This window comes from Runella sp. MFBS21, assembly GCF_029433105.1.
Taxonomy (GTDB): Bacteria; Bacteroidota; Bacteroidia; order Cytophagales; family Spirosomataceae; genus Runella.
The window spans coordinates 31577-51626 of the sequence record NZ_JARNTW010000006.1 but is presented as its reverse complement, the minus strand read 5'-3'; the positions used below and the strand labels follow the sequence as shown (position 1 = coordinate 51626).

At 41.3% G+C, this 20050-nt stretch carries 14 protein-coding genes; 6 read left to right on the top strand and 8 right to left on the bottom strand.

The features are described 5' to 3' along the window. The first annotated feature begins 75 nt into the window (after window positions 1-75). Window positions 76-1638 (top strand): ribonuclease Y, encoded by a 1563-nt coding sequence (rny, locus tag P1X15_RS14580; RefSeq protein ID WP_277338864.1) that lies wholly within the window; start codon window positions 76-78, stop codon window positions 1636-1638. 23 nt (window positions 1639-1661) lie between these two features. Here rny and P1X15_RS14575 read toward each other — a convergent pair whose 3' ends face one another. After that, window positions 1662-2219: an acyl-CoA thioesterase gene (locus tag P1X15_RS14575; protein WP_277338863.1), complete on the bottom strand. Its 558-nt coding sequence runs from the start codon at window positions 2217-2219 to the stop codon at window positions 1662-1664. A 5-nt stretch (window positions 2220-2224) separates the two neighbouring features. Beyond that, on the bottom strand, window positions 2225-3907 hold the full coding sequence (locus P1X15_RS14570; RefSeq protein ID WP_277338862.1) for a S41 family peptidase: 1683 nt from the start codon (window positions 3905-3907) through the stop codon (window positions 2225-2227). A 116-nt stretch (window positions 3908-4023) separates the two neighbouring features. Between P1X15_RS14570 and polA the strand changes: the two genes are divergently transcribed. Further along, on the top strand, window positions 4024-6873 hold the full coding sequence (polA, locus tag P1X15_RS14565) for a DNA polymerase I (RefSeq protein ID WP_277338861.1): 2850 nt from the start codon (window positions 4024-4026) through the stop codon (window positions 6871-6873). 1 nt (window position 6874) lies between these two features. Here the strand turns inward: polA and P1X15_RS14560 are convergent, their stop codons facing one another. Continuing rightward, window positions 6875-7315 carry a hypothetical protein gene (locus P1X15_RS14560; protein ID WP_277338860.1) on the bottom strand — a complete coding sequence of 147 codons (441 nt, stop codon included), beginning with the start codon at window positions 7313-7315 and terminating at the stop codon, window positions 6875-6877. A 475-nt stretch (window positions 7316-7790) separates the two neighbouring features. On the opposite strand from P1X15_RS14560, the gene P1X15_RS14555 reads away from it, so the two are divergent. The 3 genes from P1X15_RS14555 (at window position 7791) to P1X15_RS14545 (ending at window position 13255) form a co-directional block, all read left to right on the top strand. Further along, the gene (locus P1X15_RS14555) at window positions 7791-8159 is read left to right on the top strand and encodes a hypothetical protein (protein ID WP_277338859.1); all 369 of its coding nucleotides are present in this window, start codon (window positions 7791-7793) and stop codon (window positions 8157-8159) included. Window positions 8160-8307: 148 nt separating this feature from the next. Further along, entirely contained in the window at window positions 8308-11397 is a 3090-nt protein-coding gene (gene secDF, locus P1X15_RS14550) for a protein translocase subunit SecDF (RefSeq protein WP_277338858.1), read from the top strand. Window positions 11398-11611: 214 nt separating this feature from the next. Continuing rightward, on the top strand, window positions 11612-13255 hold the full coding sequence (locus tag P1X15_RS14545) for an amino acid permease (RefSeq protein ID WP_277338857.1): 1644 nt from the start codon (window positions 11612-11614) through the stop codon (window positions 13253-13255). 99 nt (window positions 13256-13354) lie between these two features. On the opposite strand, the gene P1X15_RS14540 is transcribed toward P1X15_RS14545, so the two are convergent. The 4 genes from P1X15_RS14540 to P1X15_RS14525 all read right to left on the bottom strand — a co-directional run bounded on the left by P1X15_RS14540 (window position 13355) and on the right by P1X15_RS14525 (window position 17868). After that, window positions 13355-14050, bottom strand: coding sequence for a porin family protein (locus tag P1X15_RS14540; RefSeq protein WP_277338856.1), 696 nt, complete (start codon window positions 14048-14050; stop codon window positions 13355-13357). A 137-nt stretch (window positions 14051-14187) separates the two neighbouring features. Beyond that, a complete protein-coding gene (locus P1X15_RS14535; protein WP_277338855.1) occupies window positions 14188-16098 on the bottom strand; it encodes an STN and carboxypeptidase regulatory-like domain-containing protein in 1911 nt (636 codons plus the stop codon). Window positions 16099-16189: 91 nt separating this feature from the next. Next, window positions 16190-17233 (bottom strand): FecR family protein, encoded by a 1044-nt coding sequence (locus P1X15_RS14530; protein ID WP_277338854.1) that lies wholly within the window; start codon window positions 17231-17233, stop codon window positions 16190-16192. Between the two features lie 59 nt (window positions 17234-17292). Next, window positions 17293-17868 (bottom strand): RNA polymerase sigma-70 factor, encoded by a 576-nt coding sequence (locus P1X15_RS14525; RefSeq protein WP_277338853.1) that lies wholly within the window; start codon window positions 17866-17868, stop codon window positions 17293-17295. Between the two features lie 251 nt (window positions 17869-18119). On the opposite strand from P1X15_RS14525, the gene P1X15_RS14520 reads away from it, so the two are divergent. After that, window positions 18120-18851 carry a head GIN domain-containing protein gene (locus tag P1X15_RS14520; RefSeq protein ID WP_277338852.1) on the top strand — a complete coding sequence of 244 codons (732 nt, stop codon included), beginning with the start codon at window positions 18120-18122 and terminating at the stop codon, window positions 18849-18851. 16 nt (window positions 18852-18867) lie between these two features. On the opposite strand, the gene P1X15_RS14515 is transcribed toward P1X15_RS14520, so the two are convergent. After that, entirely contained in the window at window positions 18868-19884 is a 1017-nt protein-coding gene (locus P1X15_RS14515; RefSeq protein WP_277338851.1) for a hypothetical protein, read from the bottom strand. Between the last annotated feature and the right edge of the window lie 166 nt (window positions 19885-20050).

Sequence of the window (20050 nt, the reverse complement as noted above, 5' to 3'; positions counted from 1 at the left end):
GGTAGCTTCAGTTATGTATATCTAACGTATGCTGGTTTAAAGGAAAATATGTAGAACCTTAAACACAGATGTCAAATGGATATATTGTTTTTTTTGCTTGATGCTGCGGTTTCGGCCGCCGTGGGAGCAGCAATAGTGTACTTTGTCCTCAAAAAATCTAATAAAAAGACCGAAGAAGACGCCCAGCAAAGAGCGGGGGAAATTGTCAAGAATGCTGAAATAACAGCTGAAAACATCAAAAAAGACCGCATTCTTGAAGCCAAGGAAAAATACTTGAAACTCAAATCCGAGTTTGAGGATGAGTCAAATAAAAAGAAACAGATTATTCTGCAAAATGAGCAGAAAATCAAACAACGTGAACAACAACTCAATCAAATGACGGAGCAAAATAAGCGCCGTGAGAATGAGTTGGAGACTTTAAAGAAAAACCTAGAGCAGCAAACCGAAGTTGCGAATAAGCGCCGTGAAGAAGCTGAAAAAATGCACCGCTCCCAAGTAGAGCAGTTGGAGCGTATCGCCAATCTTACTGCGGAGCAAGCCAAAGCTCAACTGATAGATGCTATTCAGGCAGACGCCCAAACTCAAGCTTCGGCCTTTATCAAAAATACCATCGACGAAGCCAAGCTTACGGCTACTAAAGAGGCAAAAAAGATTGTTATTGAGACCATCCAGCGTACGGCTTCAGAGCATGCTATCGAAAATACGGTATCCGTCTTTAATATCGAAAGTGACGATGTCAAAGGAAAGATTATCGGTCGTGAAGGGCGGAATATTCGTGCATTAGAAGCGGCTACAGGTTGCGAAATCATCGTCGACGATACCCCCGAAGCTATTGTGATTTCAGGATTTGACCCAGTTCGCCGTGAGATAGCACGTTTGTCTCTGCATAGATTGGTACAAGACGGCCGTATTCACCCTGCTCGTATCGAAGAAGTAGTGGCCAAAACCAAGAAAAATATTGACGATGAAATCGTCGAAATAGGAGAGCGTACGGTGATTGATTTGGGGGTTCATGGTTTGCATCCTGAGCTTGTGAAGATGATTGGACGGATGCGTTTTAGGTCTTCTTATGGCCAAAACTTGCTTCAGCACTCTCGTGAAGTGGCACGTCTTTGCGCTACTATGGCTTCTGAATTGGGATTGAATGCTAAATTGGCAAAAAGAGCGGGTCTCCTTCACGATATTGGAAAAGTATGGCCCGAAGAATCAGAGCTACCGCACGCGATTTTGGGAATGGAGCTTGCCAAAAAATACAAAGAGAATCCAGAAGTATGCAATGCCATAGGAGCGCACCACGACGAAATCGAAATGACGAGTATGATGTCGCCCATTATCCAAGTGTGTGACGCGATTTCAGGTTCTCGTCCTGGCGCTCGTCGCGAAATGATGGAGTCTTATATCCAACGCTTGAAAGACTTAGAGGCATTGGCTACTAATTTTCCTGGAGTGGATAAGTGCTATGCGATTCAGGCAGGACGTGAATTACGCGTAATCGTCAATTCAGAAGCTGTAAACGACGAAGCCGCAGGTAAACTATCTTTCGATATTTCTCAAAAGATAGAAAAAGAAATGCAATACCCTGGACAGATAAAAGTGACGGTGATTCGGGAGATGCGCTCTGTAGCGTATGCAAAATAAAAAATGTTAAGAATGGGAAGTGACTACTTCCCATTCTCAAACTTTATGATACATCTTTCTTTTTCGAGAAGGTGTAAATTTTCTTCTAATTTCATGCGGACTTTTTCATTGTCAAAATCTCCCGCATACAGTGCTTTGAGTTCACGCCGCTTGATAGCTTCCAAAAACCTCCTACTATCTTCTTTACTTTCTAGCACCAATGGAGGAACTTCCGTGGGCTTTCCATCATCGTCTTTGGCTACCATCGTAAAATAAGAAGTATTGGTGTGCTTTTGGGTGCCTGTGCGTACGTTTTCGGCAATGACCCGAATACCTACCACCATCGAACTTCGTCCTACATAATTGACCGAGGCATGTAGAGATACGAGTTCTCCTACTTCGATGGGTTGTAAAAAATTGACGCCTTCTACAGATACTGTTACAACGTACGTACCAGCGTGTTTGGAGGCGCACGCATAAGCGACTTTATCCATAAGTGATAATAAAATCCCTCCGTGTATTTTTCCACCAAAATTGGCATAGGCAGGTATCATCAGCTCGGTGATGGTAGTACGGGAGTAATTGACCGATTTTCCGCTCATAAAGCTTATTTTTTCTCGTCTTTCAAACTTACATTACCATGAGCGAGTTTTTCGGCTTCGTCAAATAGCGTGAGTGCTTTCTGAATTCCTTCATCTTGTCCGGCCATTACTTGATAAAACTCGTTGTTGAGACCCGCATTTTTATCTCTTTTCTGATAAGCATAGCGACCAATCATCGCTTTGAGATAAGTCCGAATGTAAGGTTTAGAGCGGTTAAATTCTTTTTCATTGAATTTGATATCATCGGCAGTGGCATTTTTTACAATACCCTCTAAATCGCTGTCTTTGGCAGTGAAGGTTTTGAGGTACTCTGCAAAAGATTGCTTTTCAAATTGTTTTTTGTTTTGACTTACATAATTTAGAGCAAAGTCGCGAATAATATTTTTACTAAACAATTCATACAAATAAGGCGTCATCATGCTCGTGTCGCGCGGTACAAATACATCTGGAGTAATTCCACCACCACCATACACGATACGACCCGCATCAGTCCGGAATTGAAGTTTAGGGTTGTTTTTGATACTATCTGCTACAAAAAGCTCCCCATGCGCAAAACGTTCTTTGAGGTCTTTTTCGTAGCTTTCAAGATCTCCCGACTTATAAGGTTTCTGAATACTACGTCCACTAGGAGTATAATATCTGGAGATAGTTAGGCGAAGTTCGGAGCCGTCAGATAAGTTGACGGGCATTTGTACAAGCCCTTTGCCAAACGAACGTCGCCCAACGATAAGTGCGCGGTCGTGGTCTTGAAGTGCTCCAGCTACGATTTCAGAAGCAGAAGCACTTCCTTCATCAATAAGTACCACTACACTACCGTTTTCAAACATGCCTAGATTTTTGGCTCTGGTTTGGCGGTCATAGCGGTCGTCTTTACCATCGGTATAAACAATCAGTTTGTCACCCGATAATAATTCATCTACCATGTTGGTAGCACGATCCATGTATCCTCCAGGGTTGCCTCGTAAATCCAAAAGCAACTTTTTCATGCCTTGGCTTTTGAGGTTAGTAATCGAGTTTTTAAACTCATCGTAAGTAGATTCCGAAAAGCGTGTCACCTTTACGTACCCGATTTCTTTGTCTATCATATAAGAGGCATCAACCGAATAAGTGGGGATGCGGTCGCGGCGAAGCTGAAATACCAGAGGTTTAGGAACACTGCGGCGCAGGATTTCCAGTTTGACGGCACTTCCTCTTGGGCCGCGTAGTTTGGAAAAAATAAAGGCATTGTCTACTTTTTTTCCTGTAAAAACTTCATCGTTGACTTTCAGGATTTTATCACCTCCTTGGATGCCCACCGCCTCAGAAGGACCACCTACGAGAGGGGTCACTACGTATACTGTATCTTTATAGAGATTAAATTCAATCCCAATGCCATCAAAACCGCTTTCCAGCTGAGAACGAGCCGCTATTGCATCTTTGGGGTTGAAATAATAAGTATGTGGATCAAGTTTTTCAAGCATTTTGGTGATAGAATAATCCACCAAATCGTCGGTATTTACAGTATCTACATAATTATTGTCAATGAGTTGAAGGACTTCCTTAAACTTGGTATATCCTCTTGCTACATCGGTCATGCCTTTACTGCCTCCAAAAAAAGTAGCACCGAGCAAAATACCTGCGGCAAGGGTAATGCTCAATAAAATCGGTAAACGTACCGTCCAACGGTCGTTTTTAATTGGGTTTTCCATTTTTTATACTTTATCAAAAACATAAAATTAACGAACAAATGCAAAAGGTAGTTTCCAACTGTCAAAAATCTCTCCAAACTTTCCGTTCTTTGTAACAATTACTGATTAAAAATCCCATGAAACCAGACAAAAAGCTTTTTCTTCTAGATGCTTTTGCATTGATTTATCGCGCTCATTTTGCCTTTATCAAAAACCCAAGAATTACTTCTAAAGGGTTGAATACGAGTGCTGTATTTGGTTTTCTCAACTCTTTATTGGAAGTCCTAAAAGATGAGAAGCCTACTCATTTGGGTGTCGCTTTTGATACTCCTAAACCCACTTTTCGACATATTCAGTTTGAGGCATATAAAGCACAGCGCCAAGAGCAACCCGAGGATATAACTATTGCGGTACCGTATATAAAGCGATTGTTGAAGGCCTTGTGTATTCCTATTTTAGAATTGGACGGCTACGAAGCGGATGATGTCGTAGGTACGTTGGCTAAAAAAGCCGCACGCGAGGGTTTTGAGGTCTTTATGATGACTCCTGATAAAGATTACGGACAGCTTGTAGAAGAGCATATCTACCTCTATAAACCCGCGGCATTGGGCAAAGGAGTAGAAATCATGGGACCGCAGCAGATATGTGAACGATGGGGAATCAAAGACGTAAGCCAAGTAGTAGATATGCTTGGTTTGCAGGGAGATGCTTCTGACAATATCCCTGGCATTCCGGGCGTGGGAGAAAAAACAGCCCAAAAATTGGTAGAGGAATTTGGGTCTGTAGAAAACCTTCTGGCCAATACCGATAAATTAACCGGGAAACTCAAAGAAAAGGTAGTGGATGGTGCCGATAAGGCTATACTTTCGAAGGAATTGGCAAAAATTGATGTCAATGTCCCAATCGAATTTGACGAATCGGATTTGCTTATGTGTGAGCCTGACCGAGAATTGTTGTCAGAGTTGTTAGACGAACTAGAGTTTAGAACACTACGGAAGCGTTTACTAGGTGAGACCGACGTTAGCCCTACTTCTGCCCAAGTATCTGCCCCTGCAAGCAACGGTCAGTTGAGTTTGTTTGGAGAAAGTACACCTACACCTACATCGGAGCCATCCAAGCCTACGCCCAACAAAACCGCTGTCACGAGCTTTGTAGAAAGTATTTCGACCGAAAAACGAACCGTAGCTAATACATTTCATCGTTATCACTTGATTGATACCCCTGAGTTGCGAAAATCTTTGGCTTATTATTTAAGCTTACAAGATTCATTTTGTTTTGACACCGAAACTACTTCTATCGATGCAATCGATGCTGAGCTAGTAGGAATATCGTTTGCCTATCAAAGCGGAGAGGCTTTTTTTGTGACGGTACCAGCAGACCGTGAAGCTGCACAAGAGGTAGTAGAGGATTTTAGGGAGGTGCTAGAAAATCCCAAAATTGAAAAAATTGCCCAAAACCTCAAGTATGATTTGGCAGTATTACAAAACTATGGCGTCGAAATAAAGGGACCCTTGTACGATACCATGTTGGCGCATTACCTGATTGAGCCAGATAAACGGCATAATATGGATATTTTGGCTAACTCTTACCTCAATTATGAACCTGTGGCCATTGAAGCGTTGATTGGAAAAAAAGGCCCCAAGCAACTCACTATGCGTGAAGTGGCAATAGATAAACTGGTAGAATATGCCGCCGAAGATGCGGATATTACACTTCAGTTAAAAGAAAAATTGCATCCTTTGTTGATTGAAAATCAGGCTGATAAGTTGTTTAAAGGTGTGGAAATTCCCTTGGTGCCAGTATTGGCTGATATGGAGCGTGAAGGAGTAAGGGTAGATCTTCAAACCTTGAAAGAAATGTCGGGTGTATTGGATACCGATATGAAGCAAGTCGAAACCGAAATTTTTGCATTAGCGGGCGAAGAGTTTAATATTTCATCACCCAAACAATTGGGAGTGGTTTTATTTGAAAAGCTCAAACTTATTAAAAACCCCAAAAAGACAGCTACTGGACAATATGCCACGGGCGAAGATATCTTGTCTGATCTTGAAGCAGAGCACGAAATCGCGCGAAAAATATTGGATTATAGAGAGTTACAGAAACTGAAGTCTACTTATGTAGACGCTTTACCTCTTTTGATTAATAACAACACCGGTCGGATTCATACTTCTTTCAACCAAGCCGTAGCCGCGACGGGGCGTTTGAGTAGTACCAATCCCAACCTCCAAAATATTCCGATACGAACGCCACGCGGACGCGAAATCAGAAAAGCATTTGTGCCTAAAAACGAAGATTTTGTGATTTTGTCGGCCGATTATTCACAGATTGAATTGCGAATCATGGCGGCTTTTAGCCAAGACCAGACGATGCTCGAAGCCTTCAACAATGGCTTGGATATTCATGCGAGTACGGCAAGCAAAGTGTTTAAGGTAGAACTTGCAGAAGTAACTTCCGAAATGCGACGTAAAGCCAAAATGGTCAACTTTGGAATTATCTATGGAATTTCCGCTTTTGGATTGGCGCAACGATTGGGTATTCCAAGAGGCGAAGCAAGCGAAATTATTAAAGCTTATTTTCAAGAATTTCCGTCGGTCAAAACTTTCATGGATAATGCCATCCATAAGGCACGCGAAAACAAATATGTAGAGACGATTTTGGGACGGAGACGTTATTTGGCAGATATCGATTCACAAAACCAAACGACGCGCGGTTTTGCGGAGCGAAACGCCATCAATGCGCCTATTCAGGGTTCAGCGGCTGATATGATCAAAGTGGCCATGATTAATATCCACGACTTCCTGAAAAAAGAGAATCTCGAATCAAAGATGATTTTGCAAGTGCATGACGAATTAATCTTTGATGCACATCGCGACGAGGTAGAGCTATTGAGTCACAAAGTCAACGAGTTGATGGTAAACGCTATTCCTCTGCCCGTAAAAATGGAAACAGGAATAGGGGTAGGCCAAAATTGGCTAGAAGCACACTAGATTATCGAGGGGAGGGCATATTGCCATATTTCACGGCAATTCCTTCCATCACAAACCCTTGATAATCTTTGGTGGTATAGTATTGGTATTTTACATTGACCAAGGCGTGGGCACCCATACCTACGCCTTGTAATATAAGCTGGTCAAGGAGTGCGCGTTTTTGACTTTCATCATTGCCCCTATAAATCATCCTTCCTCCTTTGGTTTGGGCTTCACTAAGGGGTACCGACTTTTCTACCTTCACGGGGCCGAGTTCAGTATAGGGCCGATTAGTAGGTTGTTTTTCGTAAAAAATATCAAGTGGATAGTCAGCGTTGGCTAGCTTGATAGGGATTCCAAGGCCTCCGTTGGGAGTAGAAACGGGACGCCCACAAGCTCCTAGCACCAATATTCCTAACGTATAACTCAATAATTGAAGGTAAGATATTTTTAAAGTCTGCATGTTGTTTATGGAGGGGTTATTAACAATAGGCTAAGTATGAATAGCTGGTACAAAATGGTTAAATAGTTGGTAATAACTGCTGACATTTATCAGTGCAATACTCACAACTAACAACGTCTGATATTCGTATTGTATTATAACCAAAAATTCTGTTGTCTTGTGTCAAAACATGGCAAAATCATACTGTGTTTTTGTAAAAAACAGCGTTTTCGGAGCCAATATTGAGCACAAAAACCAAATTTTTATGTATTAAAAGCTCTTTTTTTATCAAAAAAATAAAAAATAATAGCTTTTATTTTAGAGGAAAGTACTTTAAAATGTTTGATTTTGTAAGATTTTTAAGAAAAATATAGATAAAATATAGTGAAGTGTGAAAGGGAGGTATTGTTTTGAAAAAAAAATGGTACGAACTTTGCGAGCGCTTTAAAAACGCCCTCATTTTGATTCGTTGATGAGGCAACGGTAATAAAGACATATGAAACAGAAAAAGCTACTTACTAAACTAACTACAGCATCGCTTGCATTGTTGCTCCTCTTGACTGCAACAGTGGGGCGCTCTATGGTGCTGCATAAGTTGGATGTTAAGAAGCCAGTTGCTGTTAAGACCGACAAGGAAAAACAAGCCAAAGATGAGCGCCCTGTAATTCAGGAAATGTCGATTGAGGCAGTAGTTGCCCCTGCTATTTCGTTTGATTTTGAGCAGTCTTTTTATTTTTTACCTACTATATTTAGCTTCGAGCTACCAGTAGTTTGTACTCTTCCCAAACGCTTTGACGTATTTTATTATTTCTTCTCTTTTTTCCGAAACGTTTTCGGGCATTTTATCGCGATCAACGCTCCCTAGTCTTTAGGAGTTGAAAAGTATTGGTTCGTTGTGTTTTTTTATCAAAGAGCCAGTTTTGTAGATACCTATGCGTATCCTTGGAGGCATACTATGTCTTCTCCCAGATTCATTTAAATTACATTCAATCAATTGTTTCCTAAATAAAAAAATGCAAAACAGACTTGGTATTTGGATTTTGACGATAGTAGTAGCTTTGTTGAGCGTCTATTATCTGTCGTTTACTTTTGTGGCGCGTAATATTCAGAGCAAAGCCGAAGCATATGCTACTGGAAAAGACGGGATTGTCGACCTTAAAAAGAAAGAGCACTATTTAGACTCTATTCGCCGTGAACCAGTATTTCTTGGTTCAACCTACCAAGAGGTCACCCAACGTGAGCTTGGCTTGGGTCTTGACTTGCAAGGAGGGATGCACGTAGTGTTGGAAGTAGCACCTTCTGACATCATGAAAGGATTGGCTGGAGGAAGCGCTCGCAATAGCCAGTTCAATGAAGCTTTGAAAAAGGCTATTGAAGCTCAAAAATCAAGTCAGGCCAATATTGTTGACTTATTTGCGAGCGAATACAAGAAAATCGCGCCTAATGCTTCATTGGCTCAAGTATTTTCAAACAGCACCAACCGTGGTAAAATCAATAGCAGTTCTTCGGATGGAGAGGTAATCAAATTTTTGAAGACAGAAGTAGATGGTGCTACTAGCCGTGCCTTTCAAATTATCCAGCAGCGGGTTGATAAATTTGGGGTAGCAAACCCTAACATCCAAAAATTGCCAGGTTCGGGGCGTATTTTGATTGAATTGCCTGGGGTAGATGACCCTGACCGTGTTCGTCGTCTTTTGACGGGTTCTGCTAAATTGGAATTTTGTGAAGTATATACACTTGATGAAGTATCTCCTGGTTTAAATGCTTTTGGAGCGTATTTGACTCAGCTAGATGCCGAGAAAAAAATCGCAGAGAAAGCAAATGCAAAAGCTGATACAACTGCTGTGGGTGGAGGATTGGCAGCGCAACTTGCCAAAGGGGCAAAAGCGGATTCTACCGCCAAAGATTCTACGGCTAACCAAACAGGTTTGGCTAGTTTGTTTGTTCCTATTTCACAAGGTCAATTAGGGGTGTATGCAAAAGACACAGCTCGTGTCAATGAGCTTTTCAGCCGTCAAGAAGTTAAAGCGATGTTTCCTTCTGATGCTTACATGATGTGGGATCGCAAAGGGATTGTAACTACCGACAAACGTAACGAGATAGTAGGTATCTATTTTATTAAAAAGCCAAGTGGACAAGCACCGCTTGAAGGCGATGTAATAGTAGATGCTACTGGCAACAACTATGATGACCGAGGTCGTCCAGAGGTAAGTATGCGAATGAATACTGAAGGTGCTCGTAAATGGAAAAATCTTACTGCTGCTAATATTGGACGTCCTATCGCTATCATTTTGGATGGCTTTGTGTATACGGCACCAAACGTACAAAATGAAATCCCCAATGGTAACTCAAGTATTACGGGAAGCTTTACGATTGACGAGACCAAAGATATGGCCAATGTACTCAAAGCTGGTAAATTACCTGCTCCAACAAATATTGTGGAAGAAGCTGTCGTAGGAGCTACTTTGGGATCTGAATCTATTACGGCTGGTATTATATCATCTTTGGTAGGTTTGTTGGTAGTGTTAGGCTTTATGGTTATTTATTATAACAAAGCCGGAATTATTGCGGATATCGCTTTGATAATCAACTTATTCTTTTTAATGGGTATCATGGCTTCTTTGGGGGCGGTGCTTACTTTGCCAGGTATTGCGGGTATTGTACTTACGATAGGTATGGCGGTAGATGCAAACGTACTTGTTTTTGAGCGGATTAAGGAAGAGCTTGCGATGGGGAAAGATATTAAGTTGGCAATATCTGATGGTTTCAAAAACTCTCTTTCATCTATATTAGACTCCAACGTTACTACCCTTCTTACGGGGATTATCCTTTTCTTTCTAGGAACAGGGCTTATTTTAGGGTTTGCTACTACATTGGTGATAGGTATCCTTACTTCTCTTTTTGCGGCTTTATTTGTTTCACGTTTGATTTTGGAATGGTGGGTAGCTAAAGGCTATAAAATTGAGTTTTTTGCAACTTGGTCTCAAAACCTATTCAAAGACACGAATTTCGATTTCGTATCACGCCGTCGTCTATATTACATTATTTCATCGACTATCATCGCGTTGGGTATTGTTTCTGTCATCTTTAAAGGATTTGGCCTTGGTGTTGATTTCAAAGGAGGACGTAGCTATGTAGTACGTTTTGAAAATCCTGTTAGTACATCAGATGTTCGTGAGGTTCTTACTGAGGTTTTTGGCAGTGCTCCTGAGGTAAAAACGTACGGGGGTGCGGGTATTGCCGCCAACGAACAAGTTAAAATCACTACGAGCTATTTGGTAGATGATTCAGCGGCAGATTCTGATAAAAGAGCAGCTGCAAAACTTAACGAAGGGCTGACCAAACTATCAGGTAACAAATCTACGATTCAAAGTTCTCAAAAAGTAGGACCGACCATTGCTTTTGATCTTATCATTACCTCGTTGAAATCTATCTTCTTAGCGGTCTTGGTAGTTTCTTTATACATTTTCTTACGATTCCGGAAGCTCGCTTTCGTGTGGGGAGGTGTGGTAGCATTGTTTCACGATGTACTTATTATTTTAGCAATATTCTCTATATTTAATGGCCTTTTACCTTTCTCGTTGGATGTAGATCAGGCTTTTGTTGGAGCTGTTCTTACGATTATGGGTTATTCGATGAACGATACGGTAGTTGTATTTGACCGTATTCGCGAATATTTAAGAGACAATCGAAACAAGAAGGAAAGTATACCGGTGATTATTAATAATGCCTTAAATAGTACCTTAAGCCGTACCGCCGTAACAGGTCTTTCTACGATGTTGGTACTTATCGTATTATTCTTCTTTGGCGGAGAGGTAATTCGGGGATTCTCTTTTGCGATGTTGATTGGGGTCATTGTTGGTACTTATTCTTCACTTTTTGTAGCAACTCCGATTGTAGTTGATGCCCTTACCCGTGCACAGTCTAAAGAAGAAACCGATGAGTCTAAAAGACCAGCTCCTGCCCGTTTGATTTCGGACTTCCCTGATACACCTCGTGGTGGCATGCAGGAAATAGAAATGCCTCAAGAAGAAGAGCAAAAAGAAGAAAAGGCTAAAAAAGAAAAGAAAGCCCCACTCATTAAGCCTTCTCTAAAAAAATAGTTAGGTGATTTATCATAAGTGGTTAGTCGTTGAGAGTCGAAGTCAGTAGATTATTATACAGGACGTTGACTTGTCACTCACTAACCACTTTTCTTTTGTACTTAAAATAACTTTTGTTGTAATTGTTTGGTAACAAGCCGATAACAACGTATTTTTCAACCACATTTCATTCACAAACCTAATTTTGTATCGTAAAACTTTAACCTAACAAAGAATGGCAAATCAACTTTGGATTCGAAAACCTTTAGACAAACTGATACATGAATCATCGGGAGAAGGTAACCAACTAAAAAGAACACTCAGTGCGGGTAGTTTGATTGCGCTTGGCATTGGTGCGATTATTGGTGCGGGATTATTCTCCATTACGGGTGGAGCTGCCGCCAATCAGGCTGGACCAGCCATTACCATTTCTTTCATCGTTGCTGCCCTTGGATGTGGATTTGCGGGCTTATGTTATGCCGAATTTGCGTCGATGATTCCTGTAGCAGGCAGTGCCTATACTTATTCTTATGCCACTATGGGCGAATTTATCGCTTGGATTATTGGCTGGGATTTGGTGTTGGAATATGCCGTAGGAGCTGCTACTGTAAGTATAAGTTGGAGCCGTTATTTGGTTAAATTTTTAGAAGGTTTTGATGTCCATCTCCCTCATGCCCTCACTGTAGGACCGTGGGATGGAGGAATGATCAATCTGCCGGCGGTATTTATTGTGATATTGATGAGTTTGTTGTTGATGAAAGGTACCCAAGAAAGTGCCTTGGTCAATGGTATCATTGTGGCTTTGAAAGTAGCGGTAGTGATTATTTTTATCATTTTAGGTTGGAAATATATCAATAACGAAAACTATACGCCTTATATTCCTGACAATACTGGTACTTTTGGTGAGTATGGTTTTAGCGGTATTATTAGAGCGGCAGCGATTGTGTTTTTTGCTTACATAGGTTTTGACGCAGTAAGTACAGCAGCTCAAGAGGCCAAAAACCCTCGTCGAGATATGCCTATCGGTATTTTGGCTTCTTTAGCGATTTGTACTATTTTATATATCTTGTTTGCTCACGTAATGACAGGAGTGACCAACTATACCTCATTTAAAGGACAAGATGGAATTGCGCCAGTAGCAGTAGCGATCGAACACATGGGTACTCCCAATGCAGCCGGTTTGATTGTGCCAGATTATCCTTGGCTCAACCGCGCTATCATTGTAGCGATTTTGGCAGGTTATGCTTCGGTCATTCTGGTGATGCTTATGGGACAAACACGCGTTTTCTTCAGTATGAGCAAAGATGGCTTGTTGCCTAGCGTGTTTTCACAGGTACATCCTAAATTCCAAACTCCTGTAAGAAGCAACTTGATGTTCATGGTTTTTGTGAGCTTGTTTGCGGCTTTTATTCCTGCACGGGTAGTAGGCGAAATGACCAGTATAGGTACTTTGTTTGCATTTATTTTGGTATGTATCGGCATCATCGTCATGCGTAAGCAAATGCCAGATGCTCCTCGCGCTTTCAAAACTCCATTGGTGCCATTGGTACCTATTTTGGGAGTAGCTACTTGTTTCTTTATGATGGCTTTCTTACCGCTTGATACTTGGATTCGATTGATTGTGTGGATGATTATCGGATTTGATGTATATCTGTGGTATGGTATTAAGCATAGCAAACTATCGGGAGGCTTACACACTCTCGCTGGCGATTATAAAATCATTGGTCTTTCGGGATTGGTATTGGCGTTGGCGCTGGGGGTTATTGCTTTTGTACACCATGCCCAAACCGACGGGGCAGATACAGGATTATTTTATTTCTCTTTGATTTTTGCCGCGATTCATGCTGTATTATATATCTCTACTTGGCTGAAAAAATAAATTTTTAGCTAGAATTATACGTATGAAAAAGGGCTGACTCAAGACAGAGCCAGCCCTTTTTTGCATCTGAGGGGATGCAACCGTTGATTAAAGTTATTTTTATCGACCCAAAGGAATCGAAAACCCTGCTAATAAACTAAAACTTTGATTGTGTACCGGTATGCGTACAATACCTGAGTCATAGACGCGCGTAAACCCACGCTCGTAGCGACCTTCAATGAGCATTTTGGCAACGCCTAAATCAAAACTTACGCCCAAGCCACCTGCACCTCCTAATTCAAAACGAGAAAATGAGCCTAAGCCAATCGATGTACGCGAGGGAGGAGTTTGAAACAAGAATAAATCGGCACGCGAAACGATTTTTCCAGCTGCGAGATAGTTGAGAGAAGGACCCAATATAACATAAGGTCTAACAGGGCTATCTTCATATCCAAAGTCATATTGCAACAACATCGGAGCTTGAATATAAGTGAGGCGTTGTTTGAGGCTACCACCTAAAGGTAAATTGGCTCCTATTAGATCCAATAGATTATTGGAAGTGATACCTGCTCCGCTTTGTCGGTAACCTATTTCGGGACGAAACGACAGACCTCCACTAATAGGAACTTGCAAAAATAAAGCCCCATTTCCACTGACTATATAGTCGAGTTGCCCCGTAAAGTTTTCGATAAATCCATTGCCCATGGTTTTGGCTAAAGACACCCCGCCGCGCGCTCCGATAGATACTTGTGCTTGGCTCGACAAACCTACAAATGCAACAAACAAGGCTGTTAGTGTATGACGTAATCTTTTCATTAGTATTAGAAGATGGTTAAATAAAAAATAAAAAAGTTACGTAAAAATTAGTCCATATCTCAATAAAAGCTTTACCCATTTAACGACTTTTAGACGGTCGTATTTTAAAGAGTAACGCTCTCTTTGGTTAACGATTGTTAACGGTTACAGATCCTTATTCCTGCCTGAAATCCTAGCCAATTAGTAAACTCTAGCCCATTTTGAAGCGAGGTCACTGGAAAGGGCTGATACAGACGGGATAAGTCCACTTTAAGATAGCCAGGCTGGGCGGTGAGACCTGTGAGGGAGGCTGCTGCAAATAAAGCTAATTGTGGAGTAAGTTTTTTTTCTAAACCTAAAGCAATACGATAAAACTGTCCGTTGACGGAATCAAAACGATTGACTTCTTCCATGATTTTGTTGGCAGTGAGGTCTATGTTGGTCATCCAGCCTCTGCCCAATCGAATCGCCGAGCCTATTCCATAGCCAAATGTATAAAGGGGTTTGTTGGCAATTCCAAAATTTCCGCCGATGGTGAGAATGTTATAAAAGGCATTGACCCCAGTTTTGAAGGTTAAATTAGCGTAGTTGAGTTCGTCTGTGCTTATTTCCAAACGTCGATAGCCATTTCGTCTTACAAAACTAAAAAGGCCAATAGGCACTCCCCCCGACGAATCAGCGTAATTGAAGAGAGATAATTGTATACCTTGCTGATGAAGATGAGCATAATTGAAAAAGGGACTGATTTGGGCTCCTCTCACTTTTTTGGTAGCAATATTGGCGAAACCACTTATCTGAGAGCCATATAGATTTCCCAAAACTAAGTTGCTGAAACCACTAATTTGCACTCCTTTGGTAGTTCCTAAAACAGCATTAGCAAATCCCGCAATTTGTAAGCCGTTAGTAAAAGTTCGGCCTGTGAGGTTGGTAAATCCCGCAATCTGTAAGCCACTATGGTGACCTCCTGTCGCATTGGCAAAGCCTGAAATTTGTAAACCTTCAAAATTTCTTAAAACCGCGTTAGCAAATCCTGATACTTGTAATCCATGTACACTATTGCCGACGGCATTGGCAAATCCCGCTATTTGAGCACCATGCACATTACCACGTACAGCATTGGCAAAACCACCGACTTCTAGGGCTGTCACCCCCAGTGAATACCCTGCAAAGATATTGAAGGAGATGGCATTGATGACATTACCGCTCATGACGTGGTTTGTACCAATGAAAGGTAAAAAAGAAACTTGAAACGGACGATAGAGCGTATCCTTTACGTTTTTGATGTGAATAGCTTGCTTGGCAGAAGCAAAGGCATCCACAAAAGTTTGTTCTACATCTTCTATGATTTGTCGTCTAGGTTTAGATGGGCTAAAGACCGTATCCACTGACACAAGCATCGGGGGAGAAGGTGCTACAGGCACTTTTACTTTGAGAGTGTCAGAAGGAGGCAGTGTGGCAGCTTTTACCTGAGGCGAAAGCGGCTGAAGCCGACTATCAAGTGGCATTTGGAGTAAACTTATATCTAAAGAGGGAGCCGTAACGGCAGTGCTATACCCAAAGTATCGTTCTTTACGTACTTCTAGCTGCGGATTGGGAAGAGAAGCAGGGAGTTTTAGGCGATAATAGCCGGCCTTGTTGGAAACCGCCGAAATCAGGGTTTGTTTTTCAAAAATACTGGCTTGGGCAATCCGCTCACCTGTTTCGCGGTCAAAAACATAACCATTGATAATAATATCTTTGGGTTTTTCGGTCTGAACTTCTACTTTTTGAAGAATAATATGCCCTCTTCGCTCTTTATAAGCTGCGCCTCCTTTAAAAATCTCATCTAGCACTTGCCTTACCGCCTTGCCTGATGCTATAAGGGTGATACGTCGGTTGATGTCAAATTCTTTGGGATTGTAAGAGAAATTAAATCCTCCCCGTTCGCCAATGATCTTTAATGCTTCTTCAAGGCGTTCATTGGTGATTTTGAGGCTAATGGCTTTGTCCAAAGTCGAGGTTTGACTCCAACTCGACGCCGAAATCAATAAAAGGATTCCAACACAAATAAAAGACTTGAATAAATTCATCTTGGGCTGCTTGTATAAACAGCAGGAAGGTTTTTTTAGAAAAATAGATTTCATGGCTGTTGTGATTATAGCTCACAATGAGAGTACTTACTTAATTACATCCTTGCCCATCGAGCAGTATCGTTTGACCCTTGTGAGTGACCTTAAGGTTGAGCGTTTCGGCAATAACTGCCAAAGCATTATCGAGGCTTTCGCGTTCGAAGCGGGCGGTGAGTTGACAATTCAAAAGGCGTTTGTCGATTTGAATGTCAGTTTGATATCCTTCTCTAAGTGAGGCTACTACATCCCCTAAGCTGGTTTTTTCGAATACAAAAACCCGCGTACGGTAAGCCATAGCATTGATATCTAGCGATGGTAGCTTGATGATAGTATCGGCTTGGGCGGTAGCTGTCTCGTTTTTTACCAATACAGTTTTAGTTTTTGAGGTCGAAAACTGCACTTTGCCGCTGGTCACCGCTACATTTACGGCTTTGGTGTAAGCTTTGACGTTGAAAGATGTACCTAATACCCGTATCTCAGTATCATTTGCTTTGATAACAAAAGGATGATTTTCATCGCGTTTTACGTCAAAATAAGCTTCTCCTGTCAGTGACACTTCCCGTATTTGCTCTCCAAAATCAGTTTTATAACTAAGTACCGAATTTTGATTTAAAAAGACAGTAGTGCCGTCAGGCAAGGTCTGTTTGACGGTGTTTTTCTGGGTTTCTATCATCTGCGCCATTTTAGCTTCTTGGGGCTGATTCAGGAGTAGATAGCCTAGCCATCCTAAGCCACACATTACTAAAATACTTGCTGCAATACGCCAAAAGTAAGATGTATTCCCCAGAGGTCTGACTTTGGGGTAACTTTGGGCTATCTCCACAGGCACAGTCCTTTGTGCAGGGGTTTCATTTGAGATGTGTGCAGAAAGTGCCGCTTTGGATTTGACTTTTTGCCAAGCGGAGTCTACATCTACTTTGATGGTGGGTTTTACTTCTTGCGAGGCCTCCCAAATCTGCTGAAAACGCAACAATTCCACCTCATGGTTGGCTGATTGCACCAACCACTCTTTTACTTGGTGCATTTCGCTAGGAGAGGCTTCTCCTGCAACATACCGCGCCAGTAAATCGTCGGGAATATGTAGATGTGAATTCAAATCGAGTGTTGTTATAACATAAACTTTTTGTAAAAGAAGGTATTTTCTCCAACACGGTTTTAAAATTCACTTAAAATCCATCCCACCAAAATCGGCAGATAATCTGCCAGCTCGGTGCGTAAAATCTTGAGTGCTTTTCCAATTTGGTTTTCGACGGTTTTGACCGACAACCCCAATTGATCCGCAATTTCTTGGTACCTTAATTCATTGAAACGACTTAATCTAAAAATAATACGACACTGTTCGGGTAATTTTTCGATGGCCAACGAAAGTTGGGTTTCTAGCTCGTTTTTATAAACCGTGTCACTTACCGACTCATACGTCGTTTCCTGATAATACGTGGCGTACTCTTGGTGTTCGTTTCGTACTTTTTGGTGTTTGATGCGATTGAGACAATGATTATGCACGGCTCTAAATAAGTACGATTTTAGCGATTGCGTAATTTCAAGCTCTTCTCGTTTTTCCCAAATATTCACAAACACTGTCTGGACAATTTCCTCAGCCTCTTCGGCATCATGCAAAATCGAACGCCCATAGGTGCATAAGCTGGCGTAGTGTTTTCGAAATATAGTTTCGAAAACCCTTTCATCTCCTTGCCGAATGGCGCTAAGTATTTGTGTGTCCGTTAATTGCACGAATGACGTATCGTTTTGGCACAAAGGTAATGCTTTGCCCGTAACGACAGGGTCGTTTTTGTGACGAGTTGTTAAAAATCAAGGTTAAAACCTCATTTGGGATAAGACAACTGTCCTCGGCCTTCCCCCTATGCGTCGTATGATTTTTTTATAGCAGAAAAAAAAATACTTTTTTCCGCAAAAAAATAGGGGAGTGCCGTCAATGAGTTGTCATACTTCCAAAACGAGTTTTATATTAATTCATAACAGTCATGAAAAATTTTAGAATCACTTTTACTCAATTTGTCACCTTTGTATTGGTATTAGGTTTTTTACAGTCTTGCATCTTCATTAACAATGACGGTCTTCTCGAACCCAAAAACCCTGATACAAAAACACTAAATCTACGGGATTTTGACCGTTTAGAAATGGAAAGTGCGTTTCGAGTGCGGGTACAGCAAGGAAGCCAATTTAAGGTAGTAGCTTACGGCGACCGTCGTGATGTAAGTGACCTCGATGCCTTTGTGGATAGAAGTGGAAAGCTAGTGATACGGTATAAAAACTGGCGCTCTCGTCGTTATGAAATGGAGATAGACATTACGATGCCTGCCTTGAGAGAAATTGATTTTTCAGGAGCTGTAAATGCTGATATTGAGGGCTTTTCGGGTGCCAGAGACATGGAAATTGAGCTATCAGGTGCTTCAAAAGCCAACATCGATGGAGATTGGGAAAGAACAGACATTGATTTGTCGGGGGCTTCTAAGCTCACTTTACATGGACAAGGTGCTTCATTGGTCGGTGACTTATCGGGAGCATCTACGCTGGAGGCTTTCGACTATCCGGTAGATTATGTTGATTTGGAATTGTCGGGAGCAAGTGATGCGCGCGTATTGGTCGATAAAACTTTAATCGTAAAAGCCAGCGGAGCAAGTTCGTTGCGCTATCGGGGGCGTCCTGACGTCCGTCCCGACTTGTCGGGGGGAAGTACCGTGAAGCCTGATTAAACTCATACAGCCAAGGTTATTGGTTGGCGGCAATAATCTTGGCTAATTCTGCCCCTACTATCTGCTGTCCCCAACTAGAAGCATGAAAATCATTTTCAAAAAAAGTACGGTGACTTGGGCTATCATTTTTCCGAATTATCTTTAAAGGATTGATAACTATAACTTGCTTATTGTTGGCAAAATGTTGGGTAAGATGTCGAACAAAAGGATAATTTTCATCCATAAATGCTGCTTTGTGAGGAGTTGAGAAGCCCATTTTTAGGTATTTGTGATGATAATAGTCATTGACTTGCATAGCATGAGGGTACACCAAAATATAAATTTTTTGGGCTGTTTTTGTGACTTTCTCTACAAAGGTGTCTAGGTTTTGATAAAGAACTTGTACATCTTTTTTTCTGTTACCTTCTACCAGCACAGTTTCTTCAATAAGGGTAGGCTCCGCGCGAAGGAGTTGTTTTTCATAAGTCGAAAAAGCTTCTGGTTCGAACCCCTCTTCGTCTTGATACCGTGGATTGAGATCAAGAGTTTGCCTTTTAAATTTATAAAAAAAAGCTTTTTGACTCAATTTGTAATTAAGCCATTCTGGTAGTTTTAGATAGTTTGTAATGCCATAGTAGCAGTTTTTAAGAAAAGGGAGGGTGCTCCAATTAGGTTGTTTACGAATATTTACCAAATCGTTCCCGATATATATTTGATAGATGACAACCGAAGCGGGGAATTGTTTCATGCGCTGAGAGGCTATTAAGTTGGTTTCTAAAATGCCTGTGCCCGGAATGGCATGATTCACAATACAAAAAGAAGTAAGACTATCACGGAGGGTATTTACGTAAGGGTCGTTGGTGGCGCTAAACGAATCTCCAAATACCCCCAAAAAGGGTTTTTTAGAAGTATTTTGTAGAATGGAAGGGGTATTAAATGCCCTGAGTTCAGCACTATAAAAGTCCCATAATTGGGATTTGTAAAGTATTTCTAAAATGCTTAGGCAGAACAAAAACAAGAAAAGGAAATATCCTAATGTGCGCAGGAACTTCAATGTGAAATAATATTAGGTTGTGTCGAGTAAAGATAGTCAATACTTCTAATGTATGCATCTATACTCAACGGCAACAGAGAGCTACACCGCTACTTCCCCGAAAAATTCATAACTTTGCACTCCTAATTTGAGGCCGTTGTCAATAATCGGTTATTAGTATTTTCAA

What these genes read in the sequence shown, in the direction of transcription:
- P1X15_RS14570 (WP_277338862.1), bottom strand. Translation starts at nt 3,907, where the DNA reads ATGGAAAACCCAATTAAAAACGACCGTTGGACGGTACGTTTACCGATT.
- P1X15_RS14535 (WP_277338855.1), bottom strand. Translation starts at nt 16,098, where the DNA reads ATGAATTTATTCAAGTCTTTTATTTGTGTTGGAATCCTTTTATTGATT.
- P1X15_RS14560 (WP_277338860.1), bottom strand. Translation starts at nt 7,315, where the DNA reads ATGCAGACTTTAAAAATATCTTACCTTCAATTATTGAGTTATACGTTA.
- P1X15_RS14555 (WP_277338859.1), top strand. Translation starts at nt 7,791, where the DNA reads ATGAAACAGAAAAAGCTACTTACTAAACTAACTACAGCATCGCTTGCA.
- rny (WP_277338864.1), top strand. Translation starts at nt 76, where the DNA reads ATGGATATATTGTTTTTTTTGCTTGATGCTGCGGTTTCGGCCGCCGTG.
- polA (WP_277338861.1), top strand. Translation starts at nt 4,024, where the DNA reads ATGAAACCAGACAAAAAGCTTTTTCTTCTAGATGCTTTTGCATTGATT.
- secDF (WP_277338858.1), top strand. Translation starts at nt 8,308, where the DNA reads ATGCAAAACAGACTTGGTATTTGGATTTTGACGATAGTAGTAGCTTTG.
- P1X15_RS14575 (WP_277338863.1), bottom strand. Translation starts at nt 2,219, where the DNA reads ATGAGCGGAAAATCGGTCAATTACTCCCGTACTACCATCACCGAGCTG.
- P1X15_RS14520 (WP_277338852.1), top strand. Translation starts at nt 18,120, where the DNA reads ATGAAAAATTTTAGAATCACTTTTACTCAATTTGTCACCTTTGTATTG.
- P1X15_RS14540 (WP_277338856.1), bottom strand. Translation starts at nt 14,050, where the DNA reads ATGAAAAGATTACGTCATACACTAACAGCCTTGTTTGTTGCATTTGTA.
- P1X15_RS14545 (WP_277338857.1), top strand. Translation starts at nt 11,612, where the DNA reads ATGGCAAATCAACTTTGGATTCGAAAACCTTTAGACAAACTGATACAT.